The sequence below is a fragment of the Clostridium nigeriense genome (assembly GCF_900086595.1).
In the GTDB taxonomy this organism is placed as follows: Bacteria; Bacillota; Clostridia; order Clostridiales; family Clostridiaceae; genus Clostridium; species Clostridium nigeriense.
Window position 1 is genome coordinate 538,230 of record NZ_LT575472.1, and the last position, 25,628, is coordinate 563,857.

Annotated in this window: 28 protein-coding genes; 27 read left to right on the forward strand and 1 reads right to left on the reverse strand. The window is 29.1% G+C overall.

The window, feature by feature from the left end; translation table 11 throughout:
• Positions 1 to 5 precede the first annotated feature (5 nt).
• The 17 genes from infA (at position 6) to BN6774_RS03030 (ending at position 12,376) form a co-directional block, all read left to right on the forward strand.
• Positions 6 to 224, forward strand: a complete 219-nt coding sequence (gene infA, locus BN6774_RS02950; RefSeq protein ID WP_066889870.1) for a translation initiation factor IF-1 — start codon at positions 6 to 8, stop codon at positions 222 to 224.
• Positions 225 to 265: 41 nt separating this feature from the next.
• Complete coding sequence (gene rpmJ / locus BN6774_RS02955) at positions 266 to 379, forward strand: 50S ribosomal protein L36 (protein ID WP_016205879.1); 114 nt, start codon at positions 266 to 268, stop codon at positions 377 to 379.
• Between the two features lie 221 nt (positions 380 to 600).
• Positions 601 to 966 carry a 30S ribosomal protein S13 gene (gene rpsM, locus BN6774_RS02960; protein ID WP_016205878.1) on the forward strand — a complete coding sequence of 122 codons (366 nt, stop codon included), beginning with the start codon at positions 601 to 603 and terminating at the stop codon, positions 964 to 966.
• Between the two features lie 15 nt (positions 967 to 981).
• Positions 982 to 1,374: a 30S ribosomal protein S11 gene (gene rpsK, locus BN6774_RS02965; RefSeq protein WP_016205877.1), complete on the forward strand. Its 393-nt coding sequence runs from the start codon at positions 982 to 984 to the stop codon at positions 1,372 to 1,374.
• A gap of 23 nt (positions 1,375 to 1,397) precedes the next feature.
• Positions 1,398 to 2,018 carry a 30S ribosomal protein S4 gene (gene rpsD / locus BN6774_RS02970; RefSeq protein WP_066889872.1) on the forward strand — a complete coding sequence of 207 codons (621 nt, stop codon included), beginning with the start codon at positions 1,398 to 1,400 and terminating at the stop codon, positions 2,016 to 2,018.
• A 102-nt stretch (positions 2,019 to 2,120) separates the two neighbouring features.
• Positions 2,121 to 3,068 (forward strand): DNA-directed RNA polymerase subunit alpha, encoded by a 948-nt coding sequence (locus BN6774_RS02975; RefSeq protein ID WP_066889874.1) that lies wholly within the window; start codon positions 2,121 to 2,123, stop codon positions 3,066 to 3,068.
• 14 nt (positions 3,069 to 3,082) lie between these two features.
• On the forward strand, positions 3,083 to 3,424 hold the full coding sequence (rplQ, locus tag BN6774_RS02980; protein WP_066889876.1) for a 50S ribosomal protein L17: 342 nt from the start codon (positions 3,083 to 3,085) through the stop codon (positions 3,422 to 3,424).
• Between the two features lie 225 nt (positions 3,425 to 3,649).
• On the forward strand, positions 3,650 to 4,495 hold the full coding sequence (locus tag BN6774_RS02985; RefSeq protein WP_066889878.1) for an energy-coupling factor transporter ATPase: 846 nt from the start codon (positions 3,650 to 3,652) through the stop codon (positions 4,493 to 4,495).
• Complete coding sequence (locus BN6774_RS02990; protein ID WP_066889880.1) at positions 4,480 to 5,340, forward strand: energy-coupling factor transporter ATPase; 861 nt, start codon at positions 4,480 to 4,482, stop codon at positions 5,338 to 5,340. Before BN6774_RS02985 ends, BN6774_RS02990 begins: the two co-directional genes overlap by 16 nt.
• A gap of 11 nt (positions 5,341 to 5,351) precedes the next feature.
• Positions 5,352 to 6,155 (forward strand): energy-coupling factor transporter transmembrane component T family protein, encoded by an 804-nt coding sequence (locus tag BN6774_RS02995; protein WP_066889882.1) that lies wholly within the window; start codon positions 5,352 to 5,354, stop codon positions 6,153 to 6,155.
• A 23-nt stretch (positions 6,156 to 6,178) separates the two neighbouring features.
• The gene (gene truA, locus BN6774_RS03000; RefSeq protein ID WP_066889884.1) at positions 6,179 to 6,913 is read left to right on the forward strand and encodes a tRNA pseudouridine(38-40) synthase TruA; all 735 of its coding nucleotides are present in this window, start codon (positions 6,179 to 6,181) and stop codon (positions 6,911 to 6,913) included.
• 182 nt (positions 6,914 to 7,095) lie between these two features.
• Complete coding sequence (gene rplM / locus BN6774_RS03005) at positions 7,096 to 7,530, forward strand: 50S ribosomal protein L13 (RefSeq protein WP_066889886.1); 435 nt, start codon at positions 7,096 to 7,098, stop codon at positions 7,528 to 7,530.
• Positions 7,531 to 7,556: 26 nt separating this feature from the next.
• Entirely contained in the window at positions 7,557 to 7,949 is a 393-nt protein-coding gene (gene rpsI, locus BN6774_RS03010; RefSeq protein WP_066889888.1) for a 30S ribosomal protein S9, read from the forward strand.
• Between the two features lie 256 nt (positions 7,950 to 8,205).
• Positions 8,206 to 9,822 carry a Na/Pi cotransporter family protein gene (locus BN6774_RS03015; RefSeq protein WP_066889890.1) on the forward strand — a complete coding sequence of 539 codons (1,617 nt, stop codon included), beginning with the start codon at positions 8,206 to 8,208 and terminating at the stop codon, positions 9,820 to 9,822.
• A gap of 215 nt (positions 9,823 to 10,037) precedes the next feature.
• A complete protein-coding gene (gene cwlD / locus BN6774_RS03020) occupies positions 10,038 to 10,718 on the forward strand; it encodes an N-acetylmuramoyl-L-alanine amidase CwlD (protein ID WP_066889892.1) in 681 nt (226 codons plus the stop codon).
• 232 nt (positions 10,719 to 10,950) lie between these two features.
• Positions 10,951 to 11,793: a fumarate hydratase gene (locus BN6774_RS03025; RefSeq protein ID WP_066889894.1), complete on the forward strand. Its 843-nt coding sequence runs from the start codon at positions 10,951 to 10,953 to the stop codon at positions 11,791 to 11,793.
• 13 nt (positions 11,794 to 11,806) lie between these two features.
• A complete protein-coding gene (locus BN6774_RS03030; protein WP_066889896.1) occupies positions 11,807 to 12,376 on the forward strand; it encodes a Fe-S-containing hydro-lyase in 570 nt (189 codons plus the stop codon).
• Between the two features lie 394 nt (positions 12,377 to 12,770).
• Here BN6774_RS03030 and BN6774_RS03035 read toward each other — a convergent pair whose 3' ends face one another.
• Positions 12,771 to 13,631 (reverse strand): YitT family protein, encoded by an 861-nt coding sequence (locus BN6774_RS03035; protein ID WP_066889898.1) that lies wholly within the window; start codon positions 13,629 to 13,631, stop codon positions 12,771 to 12,773.
• Between the two features lie 182 nt (positions 13,632 to 13,813).
• Between BN6774_RS03035 and BN6774_RS03040 the strand changes: the two genes are divergently transcribed.
• The 10 genes from BN6774_RS03040 (at position 13,814) to iadA (ending at position 25,588) form a co-directional block, all read left to right on the forward strand.
• Complete coding sequence (locus BN6774_RS03040) at positions 13,814 to 14,509, forward strand: response regulator transcription factor (protein WP_066889900.1); 696 nt, start codon at positions 13,814 to 13,816, stop codon at positions 14,507 to 14,509.
• On the forward strand, positions 14,493 to 16,268 hold the full coding sequence (locus BN6774_RS03045) for a sensor histidine kinase (RefSeq protein ID WP_084767111.1): 1,776 nt from the start codon (positions 14,493 to 14,495) through the stop codon (positions 16,266 to 16,268). The genes BN6774_RS03040 and BN6774_RS03045 overlap by 17 nt, the downstream gene beginning before the upstream one ends.
• A gap of 51 nt (positions 16,269 to 16,319) precedes the next feature.
• Complete coding sequence (locus tag BN6774_RS03050; protein ID WP_066889904.1) at positions 16,320 to 16,676, forward strand: arsenate reductase family protein; 357 nt, start codon at positions 16,320 to 16,322, stop codon at positions 16,674 to 16,676.
• Positions 16,677 to 16,893: 217 nt separating this feature from the next.
• Positions 16,894 to 19,122, forward strand: a complete 2,229-nt coding sequence (locus BN6774_RS03055; RefSeq protein WP_066889906.1) for a ribonucleoside-diphosphate reductase subunit alpha — start codon at positions 16,894 to 16,896, stop codon at positions 19,120 to 19,122.
• Positions 19,123 to 19,157: 35 nt separating this feature from the next.
• A complete protein-coding gene (locus BN6774_RS03060; RefSeq protein ID WP_066889908.1) occupies positions 19,158 to 20,192 on the forward strand; it encodes a ribonucleotide-diphosphate reductase subunit beta in 1,035 nt (344 codons plus the stop codon).
• Between the two features lie 309 nt (positions 20,193 to 20,501).
• Entirely contained in the window at positions 20,502 to 22,121 is a 1,620-nt protein-coding gene (gene ptsP / locus BN6774_RS03065) for a phosphoenolpyruvate--protein phosphotransferase (protein ID WP_066889910.1), read from the forward strand.
• Positions 22,122 to 22,211: 90 nt separating this feature from the next.
• Positions 22,212 to 22,748 carry a chromate transporter gene (locus tag BN6774_RS03070; protein ID WP_066889914.1) on the forward strand — a complete coding sequence of 179 codons (537 nt, stop codon included), beginning with the start codon at positions 22,212 to 22,214 and terminating at the stop codon, positions 22,746 to 22,748.
• Complete coding sequence (locus tag BN6774_RS03075; protein ID WP_066889916.1) at positions 22,749 to 23,273, forward strand: chromate transporter; 525 nt, start codon at positions 22,749 to 22,751, stop codon at positions 23,271 to 23,273. It abuts the gene before it with no gap.
• 23 nt (positions 23,274 to 23,296) lie between these two features.
• Positions 23,297 to 24,403, forward strand: coding sequence for a tetratricopeptide repeat protein (locus tag BN6774_RS03080; protein ID WP_066889918.1), 1,107 nt, complete (start codon positions 23,297 to 23,299; stop codon positions 24,401 to 24,403).
• A gap of 9 nt (positions 24,404 to 24,412) precedes the next feature.
• Positions 24,413 to 25,588 carry a beta-aspartyl-peptidase gene (gene iadA, locus BN6774_RS03085; protein ID WP_066889924.1) on the forward strand — a complete coding sequence of 392 codons (1,176 nt, stop codon included), beginning with the start codon at positions 24,413 to 24,415 and terminating at the stop codon, positions 25,586 to 25,588.
• Positions 25,589 to 25,628 lie beyond the last annotated feature (40 nt).

Sequence of the window (25,628 nt, forward strand, 5' to 3'; positions counted from 1 at the left end):
ACCTTATGTCAAAAGATGATGTAATAGAAATGCAAGGTACTGTACTAGAAGCACTACCAAATGCTATGTTCCAAGTTGAACTAGAGAGTGGTCACAAGATTCTAGCACATATTTCAGGAAAATTAAGAATGAACTTCATAAGAATTCTACCAGGAGATAAGGTTACGATAGAACTTTCTCCATATGATTTAACAAGAGGTAGAATTACATGGAGAGCAAAATAAAAAGTGGTAAAGACCACTAAGTATTACAAGGAGGGTTAGCGATGAAAGTAAGACCATCAGTTAAGCCTATTTGCGAAAAGTGCAAGATTATAAGAAGAAAAGGAAAAGTAATGGTTATCTGTGAAAATCCTAAGCACAAGCAAAAACAAGGCTAATACAATCAAAGTATAGGCAGAAAAAGTATAATTTTACTATGTATATCGTATTGACTTTTCAGTTAAAGTCAAATATGATTATATAGGCATTCAAATAAGTAGATAAATTTTAGGTGCGGCTGACAGTAGAGAATAGCTCTACTGACCTAGGATTTTATTATATAAATACACACATATAATCAAAATTGTATGCATTTCAATATCAGGAGGTGTAAGTTTTAATGGCAAGAATTTCAGGCGTAGACCTACCAAGAGAAAAAAGAGTTGAAATAGGTCTAACATATATATACGGTATAGGACTTTCTACTTCACACAAGATTTTAGCAGAAACAGGAGTTAATCCTGATACAAGAGTTAAAGATCTTACTGAAGAAGAAGTAACAAAAATCAGAGAATACGTAAAGACTTTAACAATTGAAGGTGACTTAAGAAGAGAAGTTGCTTTAAATATCAAGAGATTAGTAGAAATTGGATGTTATAGAGGAATTAGACATAGAAAAGGTCTTCCAGTTAGAGGACAAAAAACTAAGACTAACGCTAGAACAAGAAAAGGTCCAAAGAAAACTATCGCAAATAAGAAGAAGTAGTGAGGAGGGAATTCGATGGCTCAAAAAGTTAAAAAGACTAGAAGAAGAAAAGAAAGAAAGAACGTTGAGCATGGTGCTGCACACATCAAATCAACTTTCAATAACTCAATAGTTACTTTAACTGATGCAGTAGGAAATGCTTTATCATGGTCAAGTGCAGGAGCTTTAGGCTTCAGAGGATCAAGAAAGAGTACTCCATTCGCAGCTCAAATGGCAGCTGAAACAGCAGCTAAAGCAGCTATGGAACATGGATTAAAAAGTATAGAAGTATATGTAAAGGGACCTGGAGCTGGTAGAGAAGCAGCTATCAGATCTTTACAAGCAGCTGGATTAGAAGTAACTCTAATTAAAGATGTTACTCCAATTCCACACAACGGATGTAGACCACCAAAGAGAAGAAGAGTCTAGTATTCATATAGGAGGTGTAATTAATGGCAAGATATACTGGAGCTACATGTAGATTATGTAGAAGAGAAGGTATGAAATTATTCCTTAAAGGGGATAGATGTTATACAGATAAATGTGCTTTTGTTAGAAGAAGTTATGCACCAGGACAACATGGAGCAGCTAAGAAAAAATTATCTAACTACGGCGTACAATTAAGAGAAAAGCAAAAAGCTAGAAGAATATACGGAGTATTAGAAGGCCAATTCAGAACTTATTATGAAAAGGCTGATAATATGAGAGGTATCACTGGTGAAAACTTACTTAAATTATTAGAAATGAGATTAGATAACGTTGTTTACAGATTAGGTTATGGTGCTTCAAGAGCTGAAGCTAGACAATTAGTTACTCATGGACATTTCTTAGTAAATGGTAAGAAAGTTGATATTGCTTCATACAAAGTTTCTGTTAACGATGAAATATTAGTAACAGAAAAGAGCAGAGGAACTGAAAAATTCAAGACATTTATTGAAAATCCAAAGACTTTACCAAAGTGGTTAGAAGCAAATGTTGAAAATTATTCAGGAAAAGTTATAGCTGAGCCATCAAGAGAAGACATTGACGTTCCAGTTAATGAAACTCTTATCGTTGAGTTATATAGTAAGTAATAGTTTAGTATTTGTATTGTTAAGATTTATCTTACAATACAAATATATAAACAGTTGCCCTCAGAATAAAGTTGCCATTTAAAATATAAGGAGGGTTTGTACATGTTAGAAATAGAAAAGCCAATTATTGAATGTATAGAAGCAAATGAAAATGGTACTTATGGTAAATATGTAGTTGAACCATTAGAAAGAGGATATGGTATAACTCTTGGAAATGCTCTAAGAAGAATACTTTTATCATCACTTCCAGGTGCAGCTCCAACATCAGTTAAAATTGATGGAGTACTACATGAATTTTCAACTGTACAAGGTGTTAAAGAAGATGTTACAGAAATAATATTAAACATCAAATCTTTAGCTTTAATAATGAATGGTGAAGGTCCAAAGACTATATATATAGATGCTCAAGGACCTGGAGTAGTTACAGGTGCAGATATAAAAACTGATGGAGATGTTGAAGTTGTAAGTAAAGATCTTCATATTGCTACGTTAGATGATAATGGTAAGCTATATATGGAGATAACAGTTAATAGAGGAAGAGGATACGTTACTCAAAATAAAAATAAGAGTGAAGATCTTCCATTATCATCTATTGCTGTAGACTCAATTTATACACCAGTTAAGAGAGTTAACTTTAATGTTGAAAATACAAGAGTAGGTCAAATTACTGACTACGATAAGTTAACATTAGAAATCTGGACTAATGGAACTATTAAAATAGATGAAGCTATAAGCTTATCTGCAAAAATTCTTATAGAACATTTTAAACTATTTATGTCATTAGGAGATAGTACTAATGATGTAGAGATTATGATAGAAAAAGAAGAAGATAAAAAAGAAAAAGTACTAGAAATGACTGTAGAAGAGTTAGATTTATCAGTTAGATCATATAACTGTTTAAAGAGAGCTGGTATTAATACAGTTCAAGAACTTGCTGGAAAATCAATGGATGACATGATGAAGGTAAGAAATCTAGGAAAGAAATCTTTAGAGGAAGTCGAAAGAAAGCTTAAGGAATTAGGCTTAGGATTAAGACTAAACGATGAGTAAGGAGGTAAATCCATATGGCAGGTTATCGTAAATTAGGTCGTCCTACTGACCAAAGAAGAGCTATGTTAAGAAGCCTTGTTACAAGCTTTTTAAAGCATGGTAAAATAGAAACAACTGAAACAAGAGCAAAAGAAACTAGAAAATTAGCTGAAAAGATGATCACTTTAGCAAAAAGAGGTGACCTTCACGCTAGAAGACAAGTTTTAGCTTTTGTTCACGAAGAAGAAGTAGTTCAAAACCTATTTGACAACATTGCTCCAAAGTACGCTGAAAGAAATGGTGGATACACTAGAATGTACAAAAAGGGCCCAAGAAGAGGGGACGGAGCTGAAGTTGTTATACTTGAATTAGTATAATATATAGGGGATTAAGTGGTATAACTTAGTCCCCATTTTTGCATATAAAAAAATAATTATGTTTTTAAGTATGTTAAATATTATATAAGAATTTAAAAATTTATAATTAAAGTAATTGTAAATGAAATAATGTATATTATAATATTCTTATGTTAATGTATATACACTTATTAAGTTTTTATATAATACTTAATTTGAGTTAAGCAATTTAAGGAGGGCTATATTATGAAAGAAGCAATGATTAAATGCGATAATGTATCTTTTAAATATAGGGCAAATGAGGGAGAAGAAGAAAGATATGCAGTTAATGGCGTAAGTTTTCAAGTTGAAAAAGGAGAATTTCTAGTAATTTTAGGGCATAATGGTTCTGGTAAATCAACTATTGCTAAACATATGAATGCTCTTTTGGTACCATCAAATGGAACTGTTGTAGTAGATAATTTAAATACATCAGATCCGAATAATTTATGGGATATAAGGGCAAAGGCTGGGATGGTTTTTCAAAATCCTGATAATCAGCTAGTAGCTACTATAGTTGAAGAAGATGTTGCTTTTGGACCAGAGAACCTAGGCATAGAACCAGAAGAAATAAGAAAAAGAGTCGATGAAAGTTTAAAAAAAGTTGGAATGTATGAATATAGAAGGCATGCACCACATTTACTTTCTGGAGGACAAAAACAAAGAATTGCAATTGCTGGAATATTAGCAATGAAGCCACAATGCATTATATTTGATGAGCCTACTGCAATGTTAGATCCATCAGGAAGAAAAGAAGTTCTAAATAATATAAAAGAAATTAATAAAAAATATGGAATAACTATAGTTCTTATAACTCATTATATGGATGAAGCTGCACAAGCAGATAGAGTAATAGTTATGGATAATGGAAAGATAATATTAGAAGGAAAGCCAAGAGAAGTATTTTCTAATGTAAAAGAGATGAAAGAAATAGGATTAGATGTTCCACAAGTGACAGAATTATGCTATGAATTAAAGAATAGCGGTATAAATATAGATACAAATATTTTAAATGTAGATGAGATGGTGAATGCGATATGTCAATTAAGATAGAGAATTTAGTACATGTTTATATGCCAAAATCTCCTTTTGAAAAAGTAGCTTTAAATAATGTTAACTTAGAAATAAACGAAGGAGAATTTGTTGCTTTAATAGGTCATACAGGTTCGGGTAAATCAACTTTAATTCAACATATGAATGGATTACTTAAGCCTACATCTGGAAAGATAATAGTAGACGGAATTGATATTACTAAAGAGGGTATAAAGCTTACAGATATAAGAAAAAAAGTAGGTCTAGTTTTTCAATATCCTGAGTATCAATTATTTGAAGAAACTATAGAAAAAGATATTGAATATGGACCAAGAAACTTAGGTCTTAATCAAGAAGAAATAACAAGAAGAGTAAAAAATTCTATGAAAATGGTTGGTTTAGATTATGAGGAGTATAAAAATAAATCACCATTTGATTTAAGTGGTGGGCAAAAAAGAAGAGTTGCTATAGCTGGAGTTATAGCTATGGAACCAAAGGTGCTTATATTAGATGAACCAACAGCTGGATTAGATCCAAAGGGGAGAGATGATATCTTAGCTCAAATAAAGATCTTACATGAAGAATATAAGATGACTATTATTTTAGTTAGCCATAGCATGGAAGATGTAGGAAAGCTTGCTGAAAGAATAATAGTTATGAATAAGGGCCAAGTAGCCTTAGAAGGAGAACCAGCTAAAGTATTTAAAGAAGTTGATACATTAGAAAAGATAGGGTTAGCAGTACCGCAAGTAACTTACCTTATGAGAGCATTAAAAGAAAAAGGATTTAATGTATCAGATGAGGTTTATACTATTAATCAAGGTAAAGAAGAATTACTAAGAATATTAAAGGAAGTTAAAAATTAGGGGGATCAAAAATGATAAAAGATATAACTATAGGTCAATACATACCAGGCGAAACCTTTGTTCATAAATTAGATCCTAGAACTAAAATAATATTATCAATTTTATTTATTGTTTCTTTATTTATTGTAGATAAATTCGTTGGATATGTATTAATAATTGGATTTTTAGCATTAACAGTATATGTAGCTAAATTACCACCAAGATATTTATACAAAGGATTAAAACCTGTATTCTTTCTTATAATTTTTACTGCAGTTTTAAATATATTTATGATAAAAGGAACAGCTAATACTTTGATTTTTGAACTTGGATTTATTAAAGTATATAGTGAAGGCTTGAGAACAGCAGCATTTATGGCTTTAAGACTTATCTTTTTAATAATGGGTACATCGGTTCTTACATTAACTACATCTCCAATTGAATTGACAGATGGAATAGAAAGATTACTTAGACCTATTGGTAAAGAAATGGCCCATGAACTTGCTATGATGATGACAATAGCCCTAAGGTTTATACCAACGTTAATGGATGAAACTGATAAAATTATGATGGCTCAAAAGGCAAGAGGCGCTGATTTTGAAAGCGGTGGATTAATTCAAAAGGCTAAGAGCTTAATACCATTACTAATACCACTATTTATAAGTTCCTTTAGAAGAGCGGATGAGCTTGCTATGGCAATGGAATCCAGGGCTTATAGAGGGGGAAATGGTAGAACTAGAATGAAGGAATTAAAATTTTCTAATAAAGATATAATAGCCTTTGGTATATTTTCAGTATTGTTTGTAGGAAGCCTACTAGTTAGATTTGTATTATAATCCAGCTATAAAGGTGATAGAATATGAGAAATATCAAGATAACTTTAGAATATGATGGAACTAATTATTTAGGGTGGCAAAAGCAAAAGGTGGGAAAAACTATTCAAGGAACCTTAGAAGAGGCTATAAAGACTTTAACTCATGAAGATATAGAAGTTATTGGGAGCTCCAGAACAGATGCAGGAGTACACGCAAGAGGTTTTATAGCTAATTTTAAAACCAATAGCAAAATACCAGCAGAAAAATTTAGAGAAGCTATAAATCATAAGTTACCTGATGATATAGTAATATTAAAATCAGAAATGGTAGAAGATGATTTTCACTCAAGGTATAACGCTAGGGGAAAAACCTATTCCTATTCCATATTAAATAGAGATGTAACATCAGCTATAGATAGAAATTATATATATCATGTAAAGCGTGAATTAGATTTAAATTCTATGAGAGAAGCTTGCAAGTATTTTATAGGAACTTATGATTTTTCTGCCTTTAAAACTAGTGGAAGTTCAGTTAAGAGTAGTATAAGAACTATAAGTGACCTATATATTGAAAAAAATGATAATATTATAAAAATTTTTGTTACAGGTGATGGTTTTTTATACAATATGGTTAGAATAATAGTAGGAACTCTAATTATGGTTGGAAATAATAAAATTAAACCAGAAGAAATAAAAAATATAATAAATAGTAAGAATAGGGATAATGCAGGTATATGTGTGCCTCCTACTGGTTTAACACTAGAAAAAGTCTACTATTAAAATTAAAAAAATTAATTTAAATAATGAAACAAAATATATTGACACACCCGTAAGCGTGTATTATAATAAGTTTGTTTGTTAGAATATTTATGTATATAAGATCCACTAGCCCCGGGTCTTGACATAAAAGCAGTTACTTAAAAAGAAGTAAAGCACAAATGTAAGTTCAGGGAGGGAAAAACATGAAATCATACATCGCTAAGGCGCAAGAAGTTGAAAGAAAATGGTATGTTGTTGATGCTGCTGGTAAGCCACTAGGAAGAGTTGCTAGCCAAGTTGCTTCAATTTTAAGAGGTAAAAATAAGCCAACATTTACACCAAATGTTGACTGCGGAGATTTCGTTATCGTAATCAATGCTGAAAAAGTTGTTTTAACTGGTAAGAAGTTAGATCAAAAATTAATGAGAAAGCATAGCTTATATCCAGGTGGATTAAAGGAAACTCCATACAGAGAAGTATTAGCTAAGAAACCTGAATTCGCTTTCGAAGAAGCTGTAAGAAGAATGCTTCCATCAGGTGTTTTAGGAAGAAAAATGCTTAAGAAGCTAAAAGTATACAGAGGTGCTGAGCACGGACACGATGCTCAAAAACCAGAAGTACTTGAATTAAAGTACTAATACATGCTCGGGAGGAGGAATAAAAAATGGCAAAAGTTCAATACATGGGAACTGGAAGAAGAAAAAAATCAATAGCAAGAGTTAGACTTGTACCTGGAAATGGTAAAGTTGTTATAAATAACAGAGAAATCGAAAACTATTTTGGATTAGAAACTTTAAGAATGATCGTTAATCAACCATTAGTTTTAACTGGAACTAAAGACAGATTCGACGTTTTAGTTAACGTTCACGGTGGTGGATTCACAGGTCAAGCTGGAGCAATAAGACACGGAATAACTAGAGCTTTAATTAAATCTGACGAAAACTTAAAGCCAGAATTAAAGAAAGCTGGATTTGTAACTAGAGACCCAAGAATGAAAGAAAGAAAGAAATACGGTCTTAAGAAAGCAAGAAGAGCTCCACAATTCTCAAAGAGATAATATTTGGAAGCTTACAAACCTCGAAACTTATGGTTTCGAGGTTTTTTTATGCGCAAAATATTAATTTATTATTTTTTTAAATATTAATTAGTATTTATAACCTTAGTTAAAGCAATACTTATAATGAAATTAAAAAATAATACAAGAAAATATTACTATATTAAAATCATGTTAAAAATAAGTTTAATTACTTAACAAATGTTAAAAAATAATGTAAACTAGGTTTGTAAAAATAATGTTGAAAAGGAGAATAACTTTGGAATCATTAATGGTTATTATAAAGTTACTTGGTGGCTTAGGACTATTTATTTACGGAATGAAGATCATGGGTGATGGTCTTGAAAATGCTGCAGGGGATGGATTAAAGTCGATTCTTGAAAAGGTTACTAGAAATCCAATTATTGCAGTAATAGTTGGAGCGGTAGTTACAGCAGTAATTCAAAGTAGTAGTGCCACAACAGTAATGGTAGTTGGATTTGTTAATGCTGGATTAATGAATTTAGCTCAAGCAGCTGGAATCATAATGGGAGCAAATATAGGAACTACTATTACAGCTCAACTTGTTGCATTTAAATTAGATCATGTAGCACCTCTTTTTGTATTTGTTGGAGCACTTATGGTTATGTTCTGCAAAAAGAAAAAGAGAAAAGATATTGGTAATATTGTGTTAGGTTTTGGTGTACTATTTGTTGGAATGGGTCAAATGAGTGGAGCAATGAAGCCACTAACATCATTACCTATATTTAATGAAATTTTAACTACGGTAGGTGGACATTGGTATTTAGGAATAATAGCAGGAGCAATTATAACAGCAGTACTTCAAAGTTCATCAGCAACTACTGGTATATTAGTAGCTCTAGCAACAGCAGGTGCAATAGATATAACTCAAGCACTTCCAATAGTATTTGGTTGTAATATAGGTACTTGTATTACAGCAATGTTAGCTTCAGTAGGAACTACAAAAACAGCACATAAAGCTGCTATCCTTCACTTAATATTTAACTTAGGTGGTACATTAATATTTATTCCAGTTTTAATAAGTGGAATTTTAGGAAATGCAGTGTCATATTTAAGTCCTGACGATGTTAGTAGACAAATAGCAAATGCTCATACAGTATTTAATGTTGTAAATACTGCTATAATGTTACCTTTAACAGGTGTATTAATTAAAGTTGTTAATATGATTATACCTGGTGATGATGAAGAAGAAAAATTAGGACCAAAATACATAGATGATAGATTATTAGAAACTCCAGTTATTGCAGCTGGGCAAGTAGCTAAAGAGACTTTAAGAATGGCTAATAAAGCTAAAAAAGGTTTATCAATAGCTTTAGAAGCTTTTGAAAAAAATGATGAAAAATTAATTCAAAAAGTTTATGATAATGAAAATATCATAAATACTTTAAATGAAGCAATTACTGACTATTTAGTTAAACTTTCTAAGAGAGAGTTATCAGATGAGGAGTCAAGTATAGTTGCTGCAACCTTCCATATCATAAATGATATAGAGAGAATTGGAGATCATGCTGAAAACATAGCAGACATAACATTACAAAAAATAAATAAAAAGTTAGAATATAGTGAAGAAGCTATAGAACAAATTAAAAACATGTATAGCAAGACTACAGAAGCTTTAGAAACTGCAATTGATAGTTATGCTAGAAAAGATATAGAAAAAGCAAAGCAAGTTAATAATATTGAAGCAGAAGTTGATAGACTTCAAAAGAAATATAGAGATCTTCATATAAAGAGACTTTATGATGGTACTTGCAATGCTTATGCAGGGGCAATATATCTAGATTTATTAAGTAATTTAGAAAGAGTTAGTGATCACTCATTAAATATTGCTGAAAGTATTATAGAAAATAGTTAAATTTTAAGTGTTTAATAATGAGATATTAAGTAATTTTAAATTATATATTTTATGATAAGAAGCTGTTTTAAACAGCTTCTTATTTTTTTAGATTAAGATTTATGGATTTATAATAAGAATAAATATAGTTTGACTTTTTTATATATTAGGATGTAAAAATAGATTCTGGACATAATAATTTTATAAATAATTAGAGTTAATATGGAGGAAAATAAATGAGAAAATTTAAACTTGCTTCTCTAGTAGTACTTTTATTTATAATTATATGTATTCCAATAAAAGTAATGGCTGAAGGTAATGAAAAAATAATATTAATAGATCCAGGGCATGGTGGTTTTGATGGAGGAGCTAAATCTAAAAATGGCGTAATAGAAAAGGATATAAATTTGCAAATAAGCATGAAACTTAAGGAAAATTTAGAGGGAAAGGGATATAAGGTATATTTAACAAGAGAAAATGATGAAGCTTTAGGTAATAATGGTTCCACCATTAAAGAAAAGAAAAGAGAAGATTTGAAAAAAAGGAGAGAAATGAAAAAAGAAACTAATTGTGATGTTTTCATTTCTATTCATCAAAATATGTTTCCACAAGAAAAATGCTATGGAGCACAGGTATGGCACGGCTCTAATAGTGTAAGTAAGGTATTAGCAGATAATATACAAAATTCTATAAAAGAAAGTGTAAATGACAATAATAAAAGAGTTTCAAAACCTGCAGGAGATGCTTATTTAATATTAAGAGATGATTATAAAGGAGCATCCGTATTAGTAGAATGTGGTTTCTTGTCAAATATGGAAGAGGAAAAGAAGTTGCAAACTGAAGAACATCAAAATGTATTGGTTGAAGGCATTTCATTGGGAATAGAAAAATATTTTGAGGAAATAAAGAATAATTAAATTTAATTTCCGAGGAAATATAACAAAAAATAATTCTAAAGTATAGAATTATACAGTATATAGAGAAATATCTAAATCCTATACTTTTCAAGTAGCTATATGTAAGATTAAGTTATTTTTTAATAAAAAACTTAATAATATTACATATAACTACTTTTTTTATACCTTTATACTATTATTAGGGATATATGTTAAAATATTTATAGTTTATTATAATAAAAGGAGTGGGAAAATGAGAGAAATCCACATTGAAAAGGTTCAAGAGACTATAGAAAAATTATGTATTGAAGCAAATTATAATTTATCAAAAGATATCTTAAATAGGATAAGAAAGGCAAAAGAAGAAGAAATATGGACTTTAGCAGATAATATATTAGATAAGATAATATTAAATTCTAAAATTGCGGAAAATGAAAAAATACCAATTTGCCAAGATACAGGAATGACGTGCGTATTTATAGAAATTGGACAAGATGTTCATATAATAGGTGGAAGTCTTGAAGAGGCTATCAACGAAGGGATTAGAAGAGGCTATAAAAATGGTTATTTAAGAAATTCTGTTGTGAAAGATCCCATTGATAGAATTAATACTAATGATAATACTCCAGGAATTATTCATTATGAAGTAGTTCCAGGAGATACTCTTAAAATAATAGTTTCTCCAAAGGGATTTGGCTCAGAAAATATGAGTCAAATAAAAATGTTGAAACCATCTGATGGAATAGAAGGTGTAAAAGATTTTATTATTAAAGTTGTAAAGGAAGCAGGGCCTAATCCATGTCCTCCTATGGTAGTGGGAGTTGGGATTGGAGGAACTTTTGAAAAGGCAGCTTATCTTTCTAAAAAAGCTTTACTAAGACCTATAGATAGTAAAAATGAAAATGAATATTACAGTAACTTAGAAGAGGAGTTATTAATAAAGATAAATGAGCTTGGAATAGGACCTCAAGGTTTTGGTGGAAAGACTACTGCCTTAGGAGTTAACATAGAAACGTATCCAACACATATAGCAGGGCTACCAGTGGCAGTTAACATTAGTTGTCATGCAACTAGACATAAAGAAGCTATTTTATAGGGAGAGATAGAGAATGGAAATAAAGATAAATACTCCACTAACTTATGAAAAAATAAGGGATTTAAAAGCAGGAGATAATATATTATTATCTGGAGTTATATATACAGCAAGAGATGCTGCGCATAAAAGATTAGTAGAATTAATAGATAATGGTTTAGACTTACCTATAAATATTAAAGATGAAACTATATATTATGTAGGACCAACACCAGCTAAAGAAGGACAAGTTATAGGTTCAGCAGGCCCCACTACTAGCTATAGAATGGATTCATATTCACCAAAACTTTTAGACTTAGGATTAAAGGTTATGATTGGAAAAGGAGATAGAAATGAAGAAGTCATTAAATCTATAATAAAAAATAAAGCTATTTACCTAGGAGCCATTGGTGGAGCAGCAGCTTTAATATCAAAAACAATAATATCATCAGAAATTATTGCATATGAAGATTTAGGTGCAGAAGCAATTAGAAGAATGAAAGTTAAAGATATGCCTTTAACAGTAATTATAGATACAAAAGGAAATAACTTATATAAAAAAGGTCAAGAGGAATACCTAAACTTTAAGAGTGAGAAGCAATCTTAAAAATTGATAATGGATAATTAAGGATGTTTTGAATAGCAAAACTTAATTTATATTGGTTGAAAGTACTATTTATTTATTAAAGGGAGAGAAATATGAGTGATAAAAAGATATTTTATATTGGGGAACATATCTGAATTACTCAAAAATTATTCTGATAGGATTGGACTAAAATACTATAACGATATGTATTTTGATATTCGGTTATTAGATAATGAAAAAATATTATGCATTGGCTTTATAAATAATTGTGAGATAGATTTGAAAAGTAGCAGTATAACTAAAATAATAAATAACAGATAGTTTTAAAATTCAAAACTATATCCATATTAATGCGAAGGTCCACTTGAAGCAGAGCGACGAAGAACTGATAATATGGATATAGTTTAGTTAGATATTAAATTTTGTAGAAGCCTTTTCCGTTTACTTCAGAAACGTCAATTATTGTTATAAAGGCTTTTGGATCTATTCTTAATATTTTATTTTTTAATCTAATCATTTGGCTTGATGTAACAGCTATGTATAACATTTTCTTTAATTCATGAGTATATTCACCTTCTGCTATAAGAGAAGTAACGCCTCTATTCATATCTTTAATTACATACTGAATAATTTCTTGTTCCTTTTCTGTTAAGATAAGAAGAAGCTTTTTACTAGTAAATCCATTTATAACTCTATCTATTACAACTCCTTGAACAAACATAGAAATCAATGTATATAGTGCTTTAGGAAGTCCAAATATTAATGCGCCTATAAAAACTATAACACAGTTGAGCCCAAAGCTAAGCTTACCAATTTCTAAATTTGAATATTTTTTTCTAAGAACCATAGTTATAATATCTGTTCCACCAGTAGAACCATTTCTAGAAAATACTAATCCGTAGCCTAGTCCGCATAGTACTCCTCCATAAATACAATAAAGCAACAAGTCGTCTACTCTAACTAAACTAGATAAAGGTTTAGTTATCATTAATGAAAGAGATAATGAAGACATTCCAACTGCAGAATATAAGGTGAATTTTTTATTTAGCATTTTGTAGCTAATAAAAAATAATGGAATATTAATTAAAAATACAGTTATTCCTGAAGGCACATTATATAAATATTGAAGAATAAGTGCTACACCAGTTGCGCCTCCACTTAGTAATTGAGCATTAACTAAGAATAAGTTAACCCCAAGGGATGCTATTACACATCCAATAAAAATAAGAATAAAATCTAGTACCATGTGTTTGTTGATTGAAACATTACTAAACATTATGAAACTCCTTAAAATAATAAGTAAATGTACACATAAATTATATATCAAATAAGATAATATGTTAAATATAATTTTGGAAATATTCATTTTAATAAAAATGTAATTTTTATAATTAGTAAAATAGGAGAATATAAGATATTATAATTATAAGATAGAATAAATCAAGGGGTGTTTTATAAATGTTTAATGTTTTAGTTGTTGACGACGAAAAAGAAATTAGAGATGCCATTGACATATATTTAAGAGGAGAAGGCATGAAGGTTTTTAAGGCTCAAGATGGAATAGAAGCTTTAGAAGTTTTAGATAGAGAAAAAATACATTTAATAGTATTAGATATAATGATGCCAAGATTAGATGGAATAAAAACATGTTTAAAAATTAGAGAAAAAAGAAATTTACCTATAATAATGTTATCTGCTAAGGGAGAAGATAGCGATAAGATTTTAGGGTTAAATGTTGGTGCAGATGATTACATAGCAAAGCCATTTAATCATTTAGAGTTAGTTGCAAGGGTGAAATCTCAATTAAGAAGGTATCAAAAACCTTTAGAATTAGAAGAAGATAGTCCTGACATAATAGAAGTTAAGGATCTAGTTATAAATAATAAAGAAAAAACAATATACCTTAGAGGAGAAGAAATTAAGGTTACAGCAACAGAATTTAAAATACTTCAACTTTTAGCCTCAAATTTGGGAAAAGTTTTTTCTATAAAAGAAATATACGAAAAAGTATGGGAAGAACCATTTTATAGAAGTGAAAACACAGTAACTGTTCACATAAGAAGAATAAGAGAAAAAATAGAGATAAATACAAAGGATCCAGAATATATAAAAGTGGTATGGGGAGTTGGATATAAAATTGAAAGAGAAAATTAAATATTATGCAACAGGTGTATGGGGCATAGAAATATTAACTTTAATTATTCTTTTAGTAACATTAAGTATAGGATATTATCAGGCTTTTAATGATGAGTTTTCTAAATTAGGGGCAGGAACTTTTGATGCCTTATTTAATAAAGAAAAATATATTGAATCTATGATATATTATGAAAGTAAAAATATTTCACAATACATATATTCAAATAGTAAAAATTTAGAAGATATAAGTGCTATAAAGTATGAAAATGAATATTTATCAGAAAATATATACTACTATGATGAGATTTTCTATGTTTTGATAAACAAGGAAACTGGTGATTTTACAACAAATGATGCTAATTTGTATAATTCATTAGAGAAATATTCTGATAATGTAGCACTATTAGAAGATAATATAAATGTCTATTTAAAGGAAACAGGATTAGCTTCAATTAGGCTAGATAATAAAGATAAATACAATTACTATGTTATGAGTATGAATGACAAAATTAGCATGAAAAACATAGATAAGTATATTGAAATATATTATAAGAATCCAGTAGCATATTCTTATTTAATAAAAACAGAAGCATTAACTGCAAAGATAATGATAGCAGCTACTATATTAGCTTTAGTTCTTTTAGTTAAGGTAATATTTAACTCAATATTTAATAGAAATAATATTCACCTAGAAATAAAGGTATTAAAAAGATTATTTTTTGTATTAAGATATGGATATAAGTATAGAAATACAAGAAATAAGATAATTTTTTCAGTAAGTGGAGCTATTGCTGTAATATTAATATATTTATATTTAGTTGCAGGAATAAGAAATCAAAATGTATTAGTAACCTTTTTAACTAGGTATCCTTTTAAGGGAACTTTAATTTTGGTATTAATTCCTTTAGTATGTGTACTATATTCCTTAAAAAAGAGTTTAGATATTTCAATAATTAATGATGGATTAAAAAAAATAAACTCAGGAGATTTGGAATATACACTAAATAATACTGGAGAAAGAGAAGTTAAAGAATTAGTAGAGAATATAAATCAAATTAAAGAAGGATACAAAATAGCATTAAATGAGCAAGTTAGGAACGAAAAATTAAAAACTGAATTAATATCTAATGTTTCTCATGATTTAAAAACGCCTTTAACTTCAATAATAAATTATGTAAATATATTAAATGAGACTAATATAACAGAAGAGGAAAGAAAAGACTACTTAATGATATTAGATAAAAATTCTAAAAGGCTTAAGACTTTAATAGAAGATTTATTTGAAGCTTCTAAATTAAATAGTGGAAAAATGAAAATAGAAAAAGAAAAATTAGATATAGTTTCACTGGTTTATCAGGGTATTGGAGAATACTCAAATCTTTATGAAGAGAAAAATATAGAATTTAAGGTAAGCTCCAATGAAGAAGAAATAATTTTAGATTTAGATGGAAAATTAATGTCTAGAGTTTTTGAAAATTTAATAGTTAATTCTTTAAAATATTCTCTAGAGAATACAAGGGTATATATAGATATACAGTCTAAGGAAAACGTAGTTGAAATTTCATTTAAAAATATTTCTAATTATGAGATGGATTTTAATACTCAAGATATTTTTGAGAGATTTACAAGAGCTGATAAGTCAAGAAACTCTTCAGTAGAAGGTTCAGGGATGGGTTTAGCAATTACAAAAAGTATAATAGAGCTGCATAGTGGAAATATAAAAATTGAGGTAGAAGGAGATATGTTTAAAATTTATCTAGTTATACCTAAGAAATAATATGTTATAATAAAGAAAGTTAAATAATAATTATAATCAAGGAGTGATACTATGTCAGTTTTATTTGTTGAATATCCAAGATGTACTACTTGCAGAAAAGCAAAAAAGTACTTAGAGGAAAATAATATTAATTTTGTTGATAGACATATAGTAGAAGAAAATCCAAGTAAAGATGAATTAAAAGAGTGGCTTAATAAGAGTGGCTTACCAATAAAAAAATTCTTTAATACATCAGGAGTTCTTTATAGAGAAATGCAATTAAAGGATAAAGTTAAGGAATTACCTGAAGATGAGCTATTAGATATATTAGCTAGCAATGGTATGCTAGTTAAAAGACCAATAGTTATTAAGGATAATACAGTTTTAGTAGGATTTAAAGAAGAAGAATGGAATGAAAATCTAAAATAATAAATCTTTTTAAATTTCAGATGTTAATAAATAATTAATATCATTTGACTGTGGGTGAAAAAAGGAGATATTAGAAGAGATATCTTCTTTTTTCATTGCTATTTTTAGAATCTTAAGTTTTACTTTAATAAAAAAGGAATTTATAATGTATCTATATCTTGTATATTTCTCTAGTCATCTTGGAGTTATATACTATATGTAGTGGAAGGGGAAAGTTATGAATTTATTAGATATTTGCAAAAATGCTTTAATTGGGATAGATAAAGGTGACGAAATTTATACAGAGGAAAGGCTTTTAGATGCTTTAAACCATATAGTAAGACCTAATATGAGTGATGAAGAAATAAGAGATTCGCTTATTCAGGTGTCTTTAGAGCTTACTACTGATATGGAACCAGATTGGCAAAAAGCCTCTGAAAGATTATATGTATATAAACTATATGACGAAGTAAGAAAAAATAGAAATTTAGATACAGATGATAATCTATATGGAAATTTATATGGTTTTATTGAAGAATTAACGGATAAAGGATTATATGGAAAATACATATTAGAAAACTATACTAAGGAAGAAATACTTGAATTAGAAAGAGAAATTAAGCCTGAAAGAGACTTCTTATTTACATACAGTGGGATAAATCTTTTGGCAAAGAGATATTTAATTCAAGACTATGATAGAAGCAAATTAGAATTACCACAACAAATGTTTATGGGAATAGCTATGCACCTTGCAGTACCAGAAAATAAGGAAAACAAGGTAGCTTGGGCCAAAAGATTTTATGATGTTTTAAGTTCTTTAAAGGCAACTATGGCTACACCAACTATGTCTAATGCTAGGAAGCCATTTTACCAATTAAGTTCTTGTTTTATAGATACGGTAGATGATAGCTTAAAAGGCATATATAAATCTTTAGATAACTTTGCAGAGGTTTCAAAGTTTGGCGGTGGAATGGGAATTTATATCGGAAAGGTTAGAGCTTTAGAATCACCTATAAGAGGATTTAAAGGAGCTTCAGGAGGGGTAATACCTTGGATTAAGCTATTTAATGACACGGCAATAGCTGTAGATCAATTAGGTGTAAGAAATGGATCAGTTGCTATTTGGTTAGATGCTTGGCATAAAGACATTCCAGAATTTTTACAATTAAGAACTAATAATGGTGATGATAGAAAGAAGGCTCATGATGTATTCCCAGGAATATGTTATCCTGATTTGTTCTGGAAGCTTGCTGAAACAGATATAGATGCTAAGTGGTATATGATGTGTCCACACGAAATAAGATTAGTAAAGGGATATTCTTTAGAAGACTTCTATGGAGAAGAGTGGGAAAAGAAATATTACGAATGTGTAGAAGATGAGAAGATAAGCAAAAGAGCTATGCCAGTTAAGGATATAGTTAGACTAATTATAAAAAGTGCAGCAGAAACTGGAACGCCTTTTGCTTTTTATAGGGATACAGTAAATAAAATGAATCCAAATAAACATAAAGGAATGATATATTCATCTAATTTATGTACTGAAATAATGCAAAATATGAGTGCTATGGAAATACAAAAATCAGAAATTACTGATGAAAATGGAGATACTATTATAGTTGAAAAAACTAAAGCAGGAGATTTTGTAGTTTGTAACTTATCATCAGTAGTTTTAGGTAATGTAGATGTTAAAAATGACGAGGAGCTTGGATATGTTGTAGAAACACAAATAAGAGCTATGGATAATGTAATAGATTTAAATTACTACTCAGTACCATTTGCAGAGGTAACTAATAAAAAGTATAGAGCTATAGGACTTGGAACTAGTGGATATCATCATATGCTTGCAAATAATTTAGTTCATTGGACTGCTGATGAGCACAAAGATTTTGCTGATGATGTTTATGAAAGAATAAACTATCATGCTATAAAGGCAAGTATGACCATTGCTAAGGAAAAGGGAAGATACTCTTGTTTTGAAGGTTCAGATTGGCAAACTGGTGATTACTTTAAGCTTAGGAATTATAATTCAGAAAAGTGGAATAAGCTAAGAGAAGAGGTAGCAATTAACGGACTAAGAAATGGTTATTTAATAGCAGTAGCACCAAATGGATCTACAGCAACTATTGCTGGAACTTCAGAAGGAATAGATCCAGTAATGGCAAGATTCTGGTTAGAAGAAAAGAAGGGTAGTATTATACCAAAGACTGCACCTAACTTAAATGAAGAAAATTATTGGTACTATAATTCAGCTTATAACATAGATCAAAAGTGGTGTGTACAAATTAATGGAGTAAGACAAAGACACATTGATCAAGGTCAATCCTTTAACTTATATATAACTACAGATTATACTATGAGACAAATTATGAATTTATATATTGAAGCATGTAAGGTAGGAGTAAAATCAATTTACTATGTAAGATCAAAATCATTAACTGTAAGTGACTGTGAAAGTTGTTCAGCATAAGCTTAATAGATTTTTTAATTTTTGGGAGGTAAGGTATGTTCATTAATAAAAAACCTCTTTTTAATGAGTTTGGGGATATAGAAACATCAAAAAAGAGGATGATAAACGGAAATACAACTAATCTAAATGATTTTAATAATATGAAATACAAATGGGTTTCAGATTGGTATAGGCAAGCAATGAATAACTTCTGGATACCAGAAGAGATAAATCTTGCTCAAGATTTAAAGGATTATAATAAACTAACAAAAGAAGAAAGAACAGCCTATGATAAAATTCTTTCATTTTTAATATTTTTAGATTCTATTCAAACTGCAAATTTATCAAATATAAATAGTTATATAACTGCTAGTGAAGTAAACCTATGTTTAACTATTCAGGCTTTTCAAGAGGCAGTTCATTCACAAAGCTATAGCTATATGCTAGATACAATTTGTTCTCCTGAAAAGAGAAATGAAATATTATATCAATGGAAAGATGATAAAATATTATTAGAAAGAAATAAATTTATAGGAGAGCTTTATAATAATTTCTTGGAAAATCCCACTCAAGAAAATTTGGTTAAAACTGTAATGGCTAATTATATATTAGAAGGAATTTATTTTTATTCAGGATTCATGTTTTTCTATAATCTTGAGAGAAATGGGAAAATGCCAGGATCAGCTCAAGAAATTAGATATATAAATAGAGATGAAAATACTCATTTATGGTTATTTAGAAATATATTAAAGGAATTGCAACAAGAAGAGCCGGAAATATTTACTGAAGAGCTAAAAGATGAATTAAGAGAAATGATGAAAACGGCAGTTAATCATGAAATTTCATGGGGACATTATGTAATTGGTGATAATATACAAGGAATAAATAAAACATTAATTAATGATTATATTAAGTATCTAGGAAACATAAGAATGAAAGCTATTGGATTAGATGAAATATATGATGGACATAAGAATAATCCAGCTTCTTGGGTAGATATATTAGCAGATGCTAATTCTGTTAAAACAGATTTTTTTGAAGCTAAATCAACTGCCTATGCAAAAGCAGGAGCATTAATTGATGATTTATAAGTAATATTAGTATAATTACCTAAAATAGTGTAGCTTATATAAGTAATACCATTATAAATAAGATGCTAAATTGAAAATTTAGGGAATATTTTTTCGTAAATTATACTTATATAGAAAATCTATCAATAAAATATATAATGGCATAAATTTAAAGATAGAAAATAACAAAAATTATGTACATTATTATTAACATAAATAAAAAATATGTTATAATACATTGTAGTTGTAATTAATTTAATAGATTAGTACGTTCTATAAAATTCATATACTATTTGAATTTATAGCTATTATTAAGGAGGAATCTCAATAATGAAAAAAGGTATAGCTGCATCTAAAGGATATGCAATAGGAAAAGTATTTTTACAAGAACATGAAGAGATAGTAATAACAGATGCAAAGGTTTCTGATGTAGAAGCTGAAAAAGAAGTTCTAAATAAAGCTTTAGAGCAAGCAAAAGTTCAATTATCTGCAATAAGAGATAAAGCTTTAAAGGAAATAGGAGAACATGAAGCTCAAGTTTTTGAAGCACACCTAACCTTATTAGATGACCCAGAATTCACAGGTGGAATGTTATTAGAAATTGAATCAAATAGCATAAATGCAATGAAAGCAGTTGAAAATGTTACTAATACTTTCGTTATGATCTTCGATTCAATGGAAGATGAATATATGAAGGAAAGAGCAGCTGATATAAAGGACGTTTCAAAGAGAATTATTTCTAATTTAGCAGGAAAAGGTGGAGATGCTTTTGCTATTTCAGAAGCTAATACTATAGTTGTAGCTCATGATTTAACTCCATCAGATACAGCTCAATTAGATAGAAGTAAAGTAGTAGGTTTCTTAACTAACATTGGAGGAAGAACTTCTCACTCAGCTATAATGGCTAGAACTTTAGAAATTCCTGCAATAGTTGGATTAAAAGATATAACTACATCAGTTAAAAATGGAGATATGGTTATAGTTGATGGTATCGAAGGTATATGTATAATAAACCCAGAACAATCAGTTATAGATGAATATACAGCAAAGAGAGAAAAATTCTTAGCAGAGCAAGAAGAATTAAAGAAATTAATAACTGTTAAAACAGTTACTAAATCAGGTAGAAGAGTTGAAGTTTGTGGAAACATAGGATCACCTGCAGATGCTGAAGCAGTAGTTGCAAATGGTGGAGATGGTGTTGGATTATTCAGAACTGAATTCTTATACATGGATAGAGATTCAGCTCCAACAGAAGAAGAACAATTCGAAGCTTATAAAAAAGTTCTTGAAATAATGGATGGAAAGCAAGTTGTTATTAGAACACTAGATATCGGTGGAGATAAGACACTTCCATACTTACCATTACCACAAGAAATGAATCCATTCTTAGGATATAGAGCAATTAGATTATGTTTAGATAGAAAAGATATATTTAGAGTTCAAATAAGAGCATTACTTAGAGCTTCTGTATATGGAAATCTTGCAGTTATGTTCCCAATGATTTCAGGCTTAGAAGAATTCCAAGCTGCAAAAGAATTCGTTGAAGAATGTAAAGCAGAATTAAAAGCAGAAGGAAAAGAATACTCAGAAAATATCCAATGGGGTATAATGGTAGAAATACCAGCAGCTGCTGTATATGCTGATGAATTAGCTAAGCATGTAGACTTCTTCTCAATTGGAACTAATGACTTAATTCAATACACATTAGCTGCAGATAGAATGAGTGAAAAGGTATCATACCTTTACAACCCAATGCATCCAGCTGTATTAAGATTAATAAAGATGACTATAGATGGAGCTCACAAGCACGGTAAGTGGGTTGGAATGTGTGGAGAAATGGCAGGAGATGAAGCTGCTATCCCAACATTAGTTGAATATGGTTTAGATGAATTCTCAATGAGTGCTACATCAATACTAACAGCTAAGAAGATAATATTAGATCAAGAATAATTAAAATAATAAAAAGTCGCATAATATAAATGCGACTTTTTTGCTTTTTTTAGAAATTTGTAAGATAATAAATATTAGGGTGGTGACGTAATGAAAAAATTAATTGAAATGTTTGTTGCATTTTTTAAGATAGGAGCTTTTACCTTTGGAGGTGGCTATGCTATGATTCCCTTAATTGAGGAAGAAGTAGTTAATAATAAAAAATGGATAGGTAAAGAGGAATTTATGGATATACTAGTAGTTTCTCAAAGCTTACCAGGAGCCTTAGCAGTAAATTGCTCAATGTTCTTAGGATACAAGATAGCAGGTATCCTTGGAGGTTGTATGGCATTATTAGCTGTAATTTTACCATCATTTTTAATAATCCTTTTAATAGCAGCTTTCTTTATGCAATTTAGAAATAATTATTATGTTAATGCAGCTTTTATGGGAATTAATGCGGCTGTACCGTTATTAGTTTTGGTAGGTGCAATTAGCTTAGGAAAAGGTTTAGAAAGAAATACTAGAACAATAGCTATTATAATAATTGCACTTATAGCTTTAACCTTCTTTGATATACATCCAGTTATAGTAATAATTGCATCAGCAATATATGGAGCAGTATTCTTAAGAAAGAAGGTGGAATAAATGGAGTTAGCATTAAAACTATTTTTAGCATTTGTCAAAATAGGAACCTTTAGCTTTGGTGGGGGATATGCCATGTTACCCTTTATTCAAAGAGAAATAGTAGATAATAATAATTGGATAAACATAAATGAATTTATGGATATTATAGGAATATCACAAATGACGCCAGGTCCAATTGCAATTAATTCAGCAACCTTTGTTGGTTATAAAGTTCTTGGAGTTTTAGGAAGTATTATGGCAACATTAGGGGTAATATTTACTTCATTTATATTAGTATCTATAATAAGTAAAATGCTTGAAAAGTTCAAGGAGTCAGCAGTAATTAAAGCAGCCTTAATGGGAATGAGACCTGTATTAATAGCTTTAATTATTAAAGCTTTTTTAGATTTAGCAAAAGAATCTTATTTAGATTTAAAGAGTTTAATAATAGCTTCGATAATAGGATTAGTACTATTAAGTAAGAAGGTACATCCAATATTAGTTATAGTTTTAGCAGGAATTGTAGGGTTGGTATTTTATATATAATATGTAATTTATGAGGGATAATAATGAAGAATAAGGGATATGAAAAAGCACTTTGTTTATATAATAAGGGGAATATTGAGAAAGCAATAGAAATTTGTGAAAAGGAAATGTCTAAGGACTTAACAAATTCCAATGTAATTAATTTAAAAGGAGTTCTTTTATATTTAAAGGGAGAATTAGAGGATTCCATAGCCTTATGGAATATAAATATAGATTATAACAATGATAATATATCTAGCTCATATTTAAAGGATGCACAAAGGGATTTTAAAAGAAGAGAACTTTACGAAGAGGCAGAAGAGTTAATATATAATTTAAATATAGATGAAGCAATAGATATTTTAAATAGGTGTGGAGAAAGTGATTTTAACTCTATAAATGTAAACAATGCATTAGCTACATGCTATTTTAAAAAAGGTGATTATGAGAAGGTAAAGGAATGCCTAGAAAAGGTATTTAAATTAGATAAATATAATGATAAAGCAAAAGAAATTAATAAAGAGTTAGAAAGTGTTTTTAAATATAATGATAAAAGAGAAATTATAAATAAAGCTGTTTTAATGTTAGCTTTAAGTATATCAATTATATTAATAATATTTATAAGTAAAAATAACTTGTTTAATTATGAAAAAAATAATAAAGACCCATTGGGGGCTTTGAATAGTTTAGAAGAAAACCAACAAACTGAAATAATAATTAATGATGATATAGAAAATACAAAGGAAGAACAAGAAACTATAAGTGAGAAAAATCTAAGTAATGAAGAAATAAGAGAAAATTATATAAAAGCTACTGAATATTTTGATGAAGGAAAATATGAAGAAACAAAAGAATTATTAGAAAGGACTATTACTTATCTAAGTGGAGGTCATTTAGATGATGATATTATATTTTTACTTGGTTCTGTATGTGATGAATTAGGAGATATAGATAAAGCTATAGAAAATTTTGATAGATATATAACAGAGTATTCAGATGGAAGCTATATACAGGAAGCTTATTATAAAGCTGCTTTACTATATAAAAATAAAGATATAGTTATAAGTAAAAGTTATGCAAATAAAATTTTAATAAATTACCCCAATTCTATATATAATAATAGTTATGTAGAAGAAATAATGAATTCATAGGAGGGTAAAATGATTAAAGTTATAAAAAATATTAAAATCTATGCTCCAGAGTATTTAGGAAAAAAGAATCTAGTTATATCATCCAATAAAATTGAGGGTATATACGATGATTTAGAAGTACCAGAAAATTTTATAAATATAGAAGTTATTGATGGAGAAGGAAAGCTACTTTTCCCAGGCTTTATAGATAATCATGTTCATATAAATGGAGCAGGTGGAGAAGGTGGTTTTAATATGAGAACACCTGAAATAATGCTTTCAGATTTAACAAGAGCTGGAATAACAACAGTAGTTGGATGTATAGGTACAGATGGTGTTTGTAGAGATATGGCAAGTTTAATAGCTAAGGCTAAAGCCTTAGAAGAGGAAGGTATAACAACTTATTGTTATACTGGCTCTTACGAAATACCTGTAAAAACCTTAACTGGTAGTATAAAGAAGGATATAATGCTTATAGATAAAATTATAGGAATTGGTGAAATAGCTATATCTGACACTAGAAGTTCTCAAGCAACTTATGATGAATTAATTCAAGCAATAGCTCAATCTAGAGTAGGGGGCTTATTATCAGGAAAATCTGGAATAGTAAATATTCACTTAGGTGATGGAACAAGAAAACTAGGGTACCTATTTAGGTTAGCAGATGAAACGGAGTTACCTATAACACAAATTCTTCCTACTCATATAAATAGGAATGGGGAATTATTTAAATCTGGTGAAGAATATATAAATAAGGGTGGATACATAGATTTTACTACAAGTACACCAGATAACTTATTAGCTCCTGGTGAATTAAGTGCAAGTGAAGCCTTAAGTATTTTAATAAAAAATAAATCTAATGTTGAAAATGTAACCTTCTCATCAGATGGTAATGGTAGTATGCCTATTTTTGATGATAAGGGAAAATTAATAAAGGTTGGAATTTGTTCTGTAGCAAGTCTTTATGAGGAAGTAAAGAAGTGTATAATAACTCATAATATTCCTATAGAGGAAGCTCTTAAAGTTATTACATCCAATGTGTCAAAGGTATTAAAATTAAAGAACAAGGGATTTATAGAAGTAGGAAAAGATGCTGATTTAGTTATAGTTGATGAAAAAACATTAGATATTGATACAGTTATAGCTATGGGAAAAGTTATGGTTAAAGATGGTGAAGCTGTAGTAAAAGGAACCTTTGAAAATTAAAATATTTATTAAATAATGAAAAGCTGAGTTTCCTCAGCTT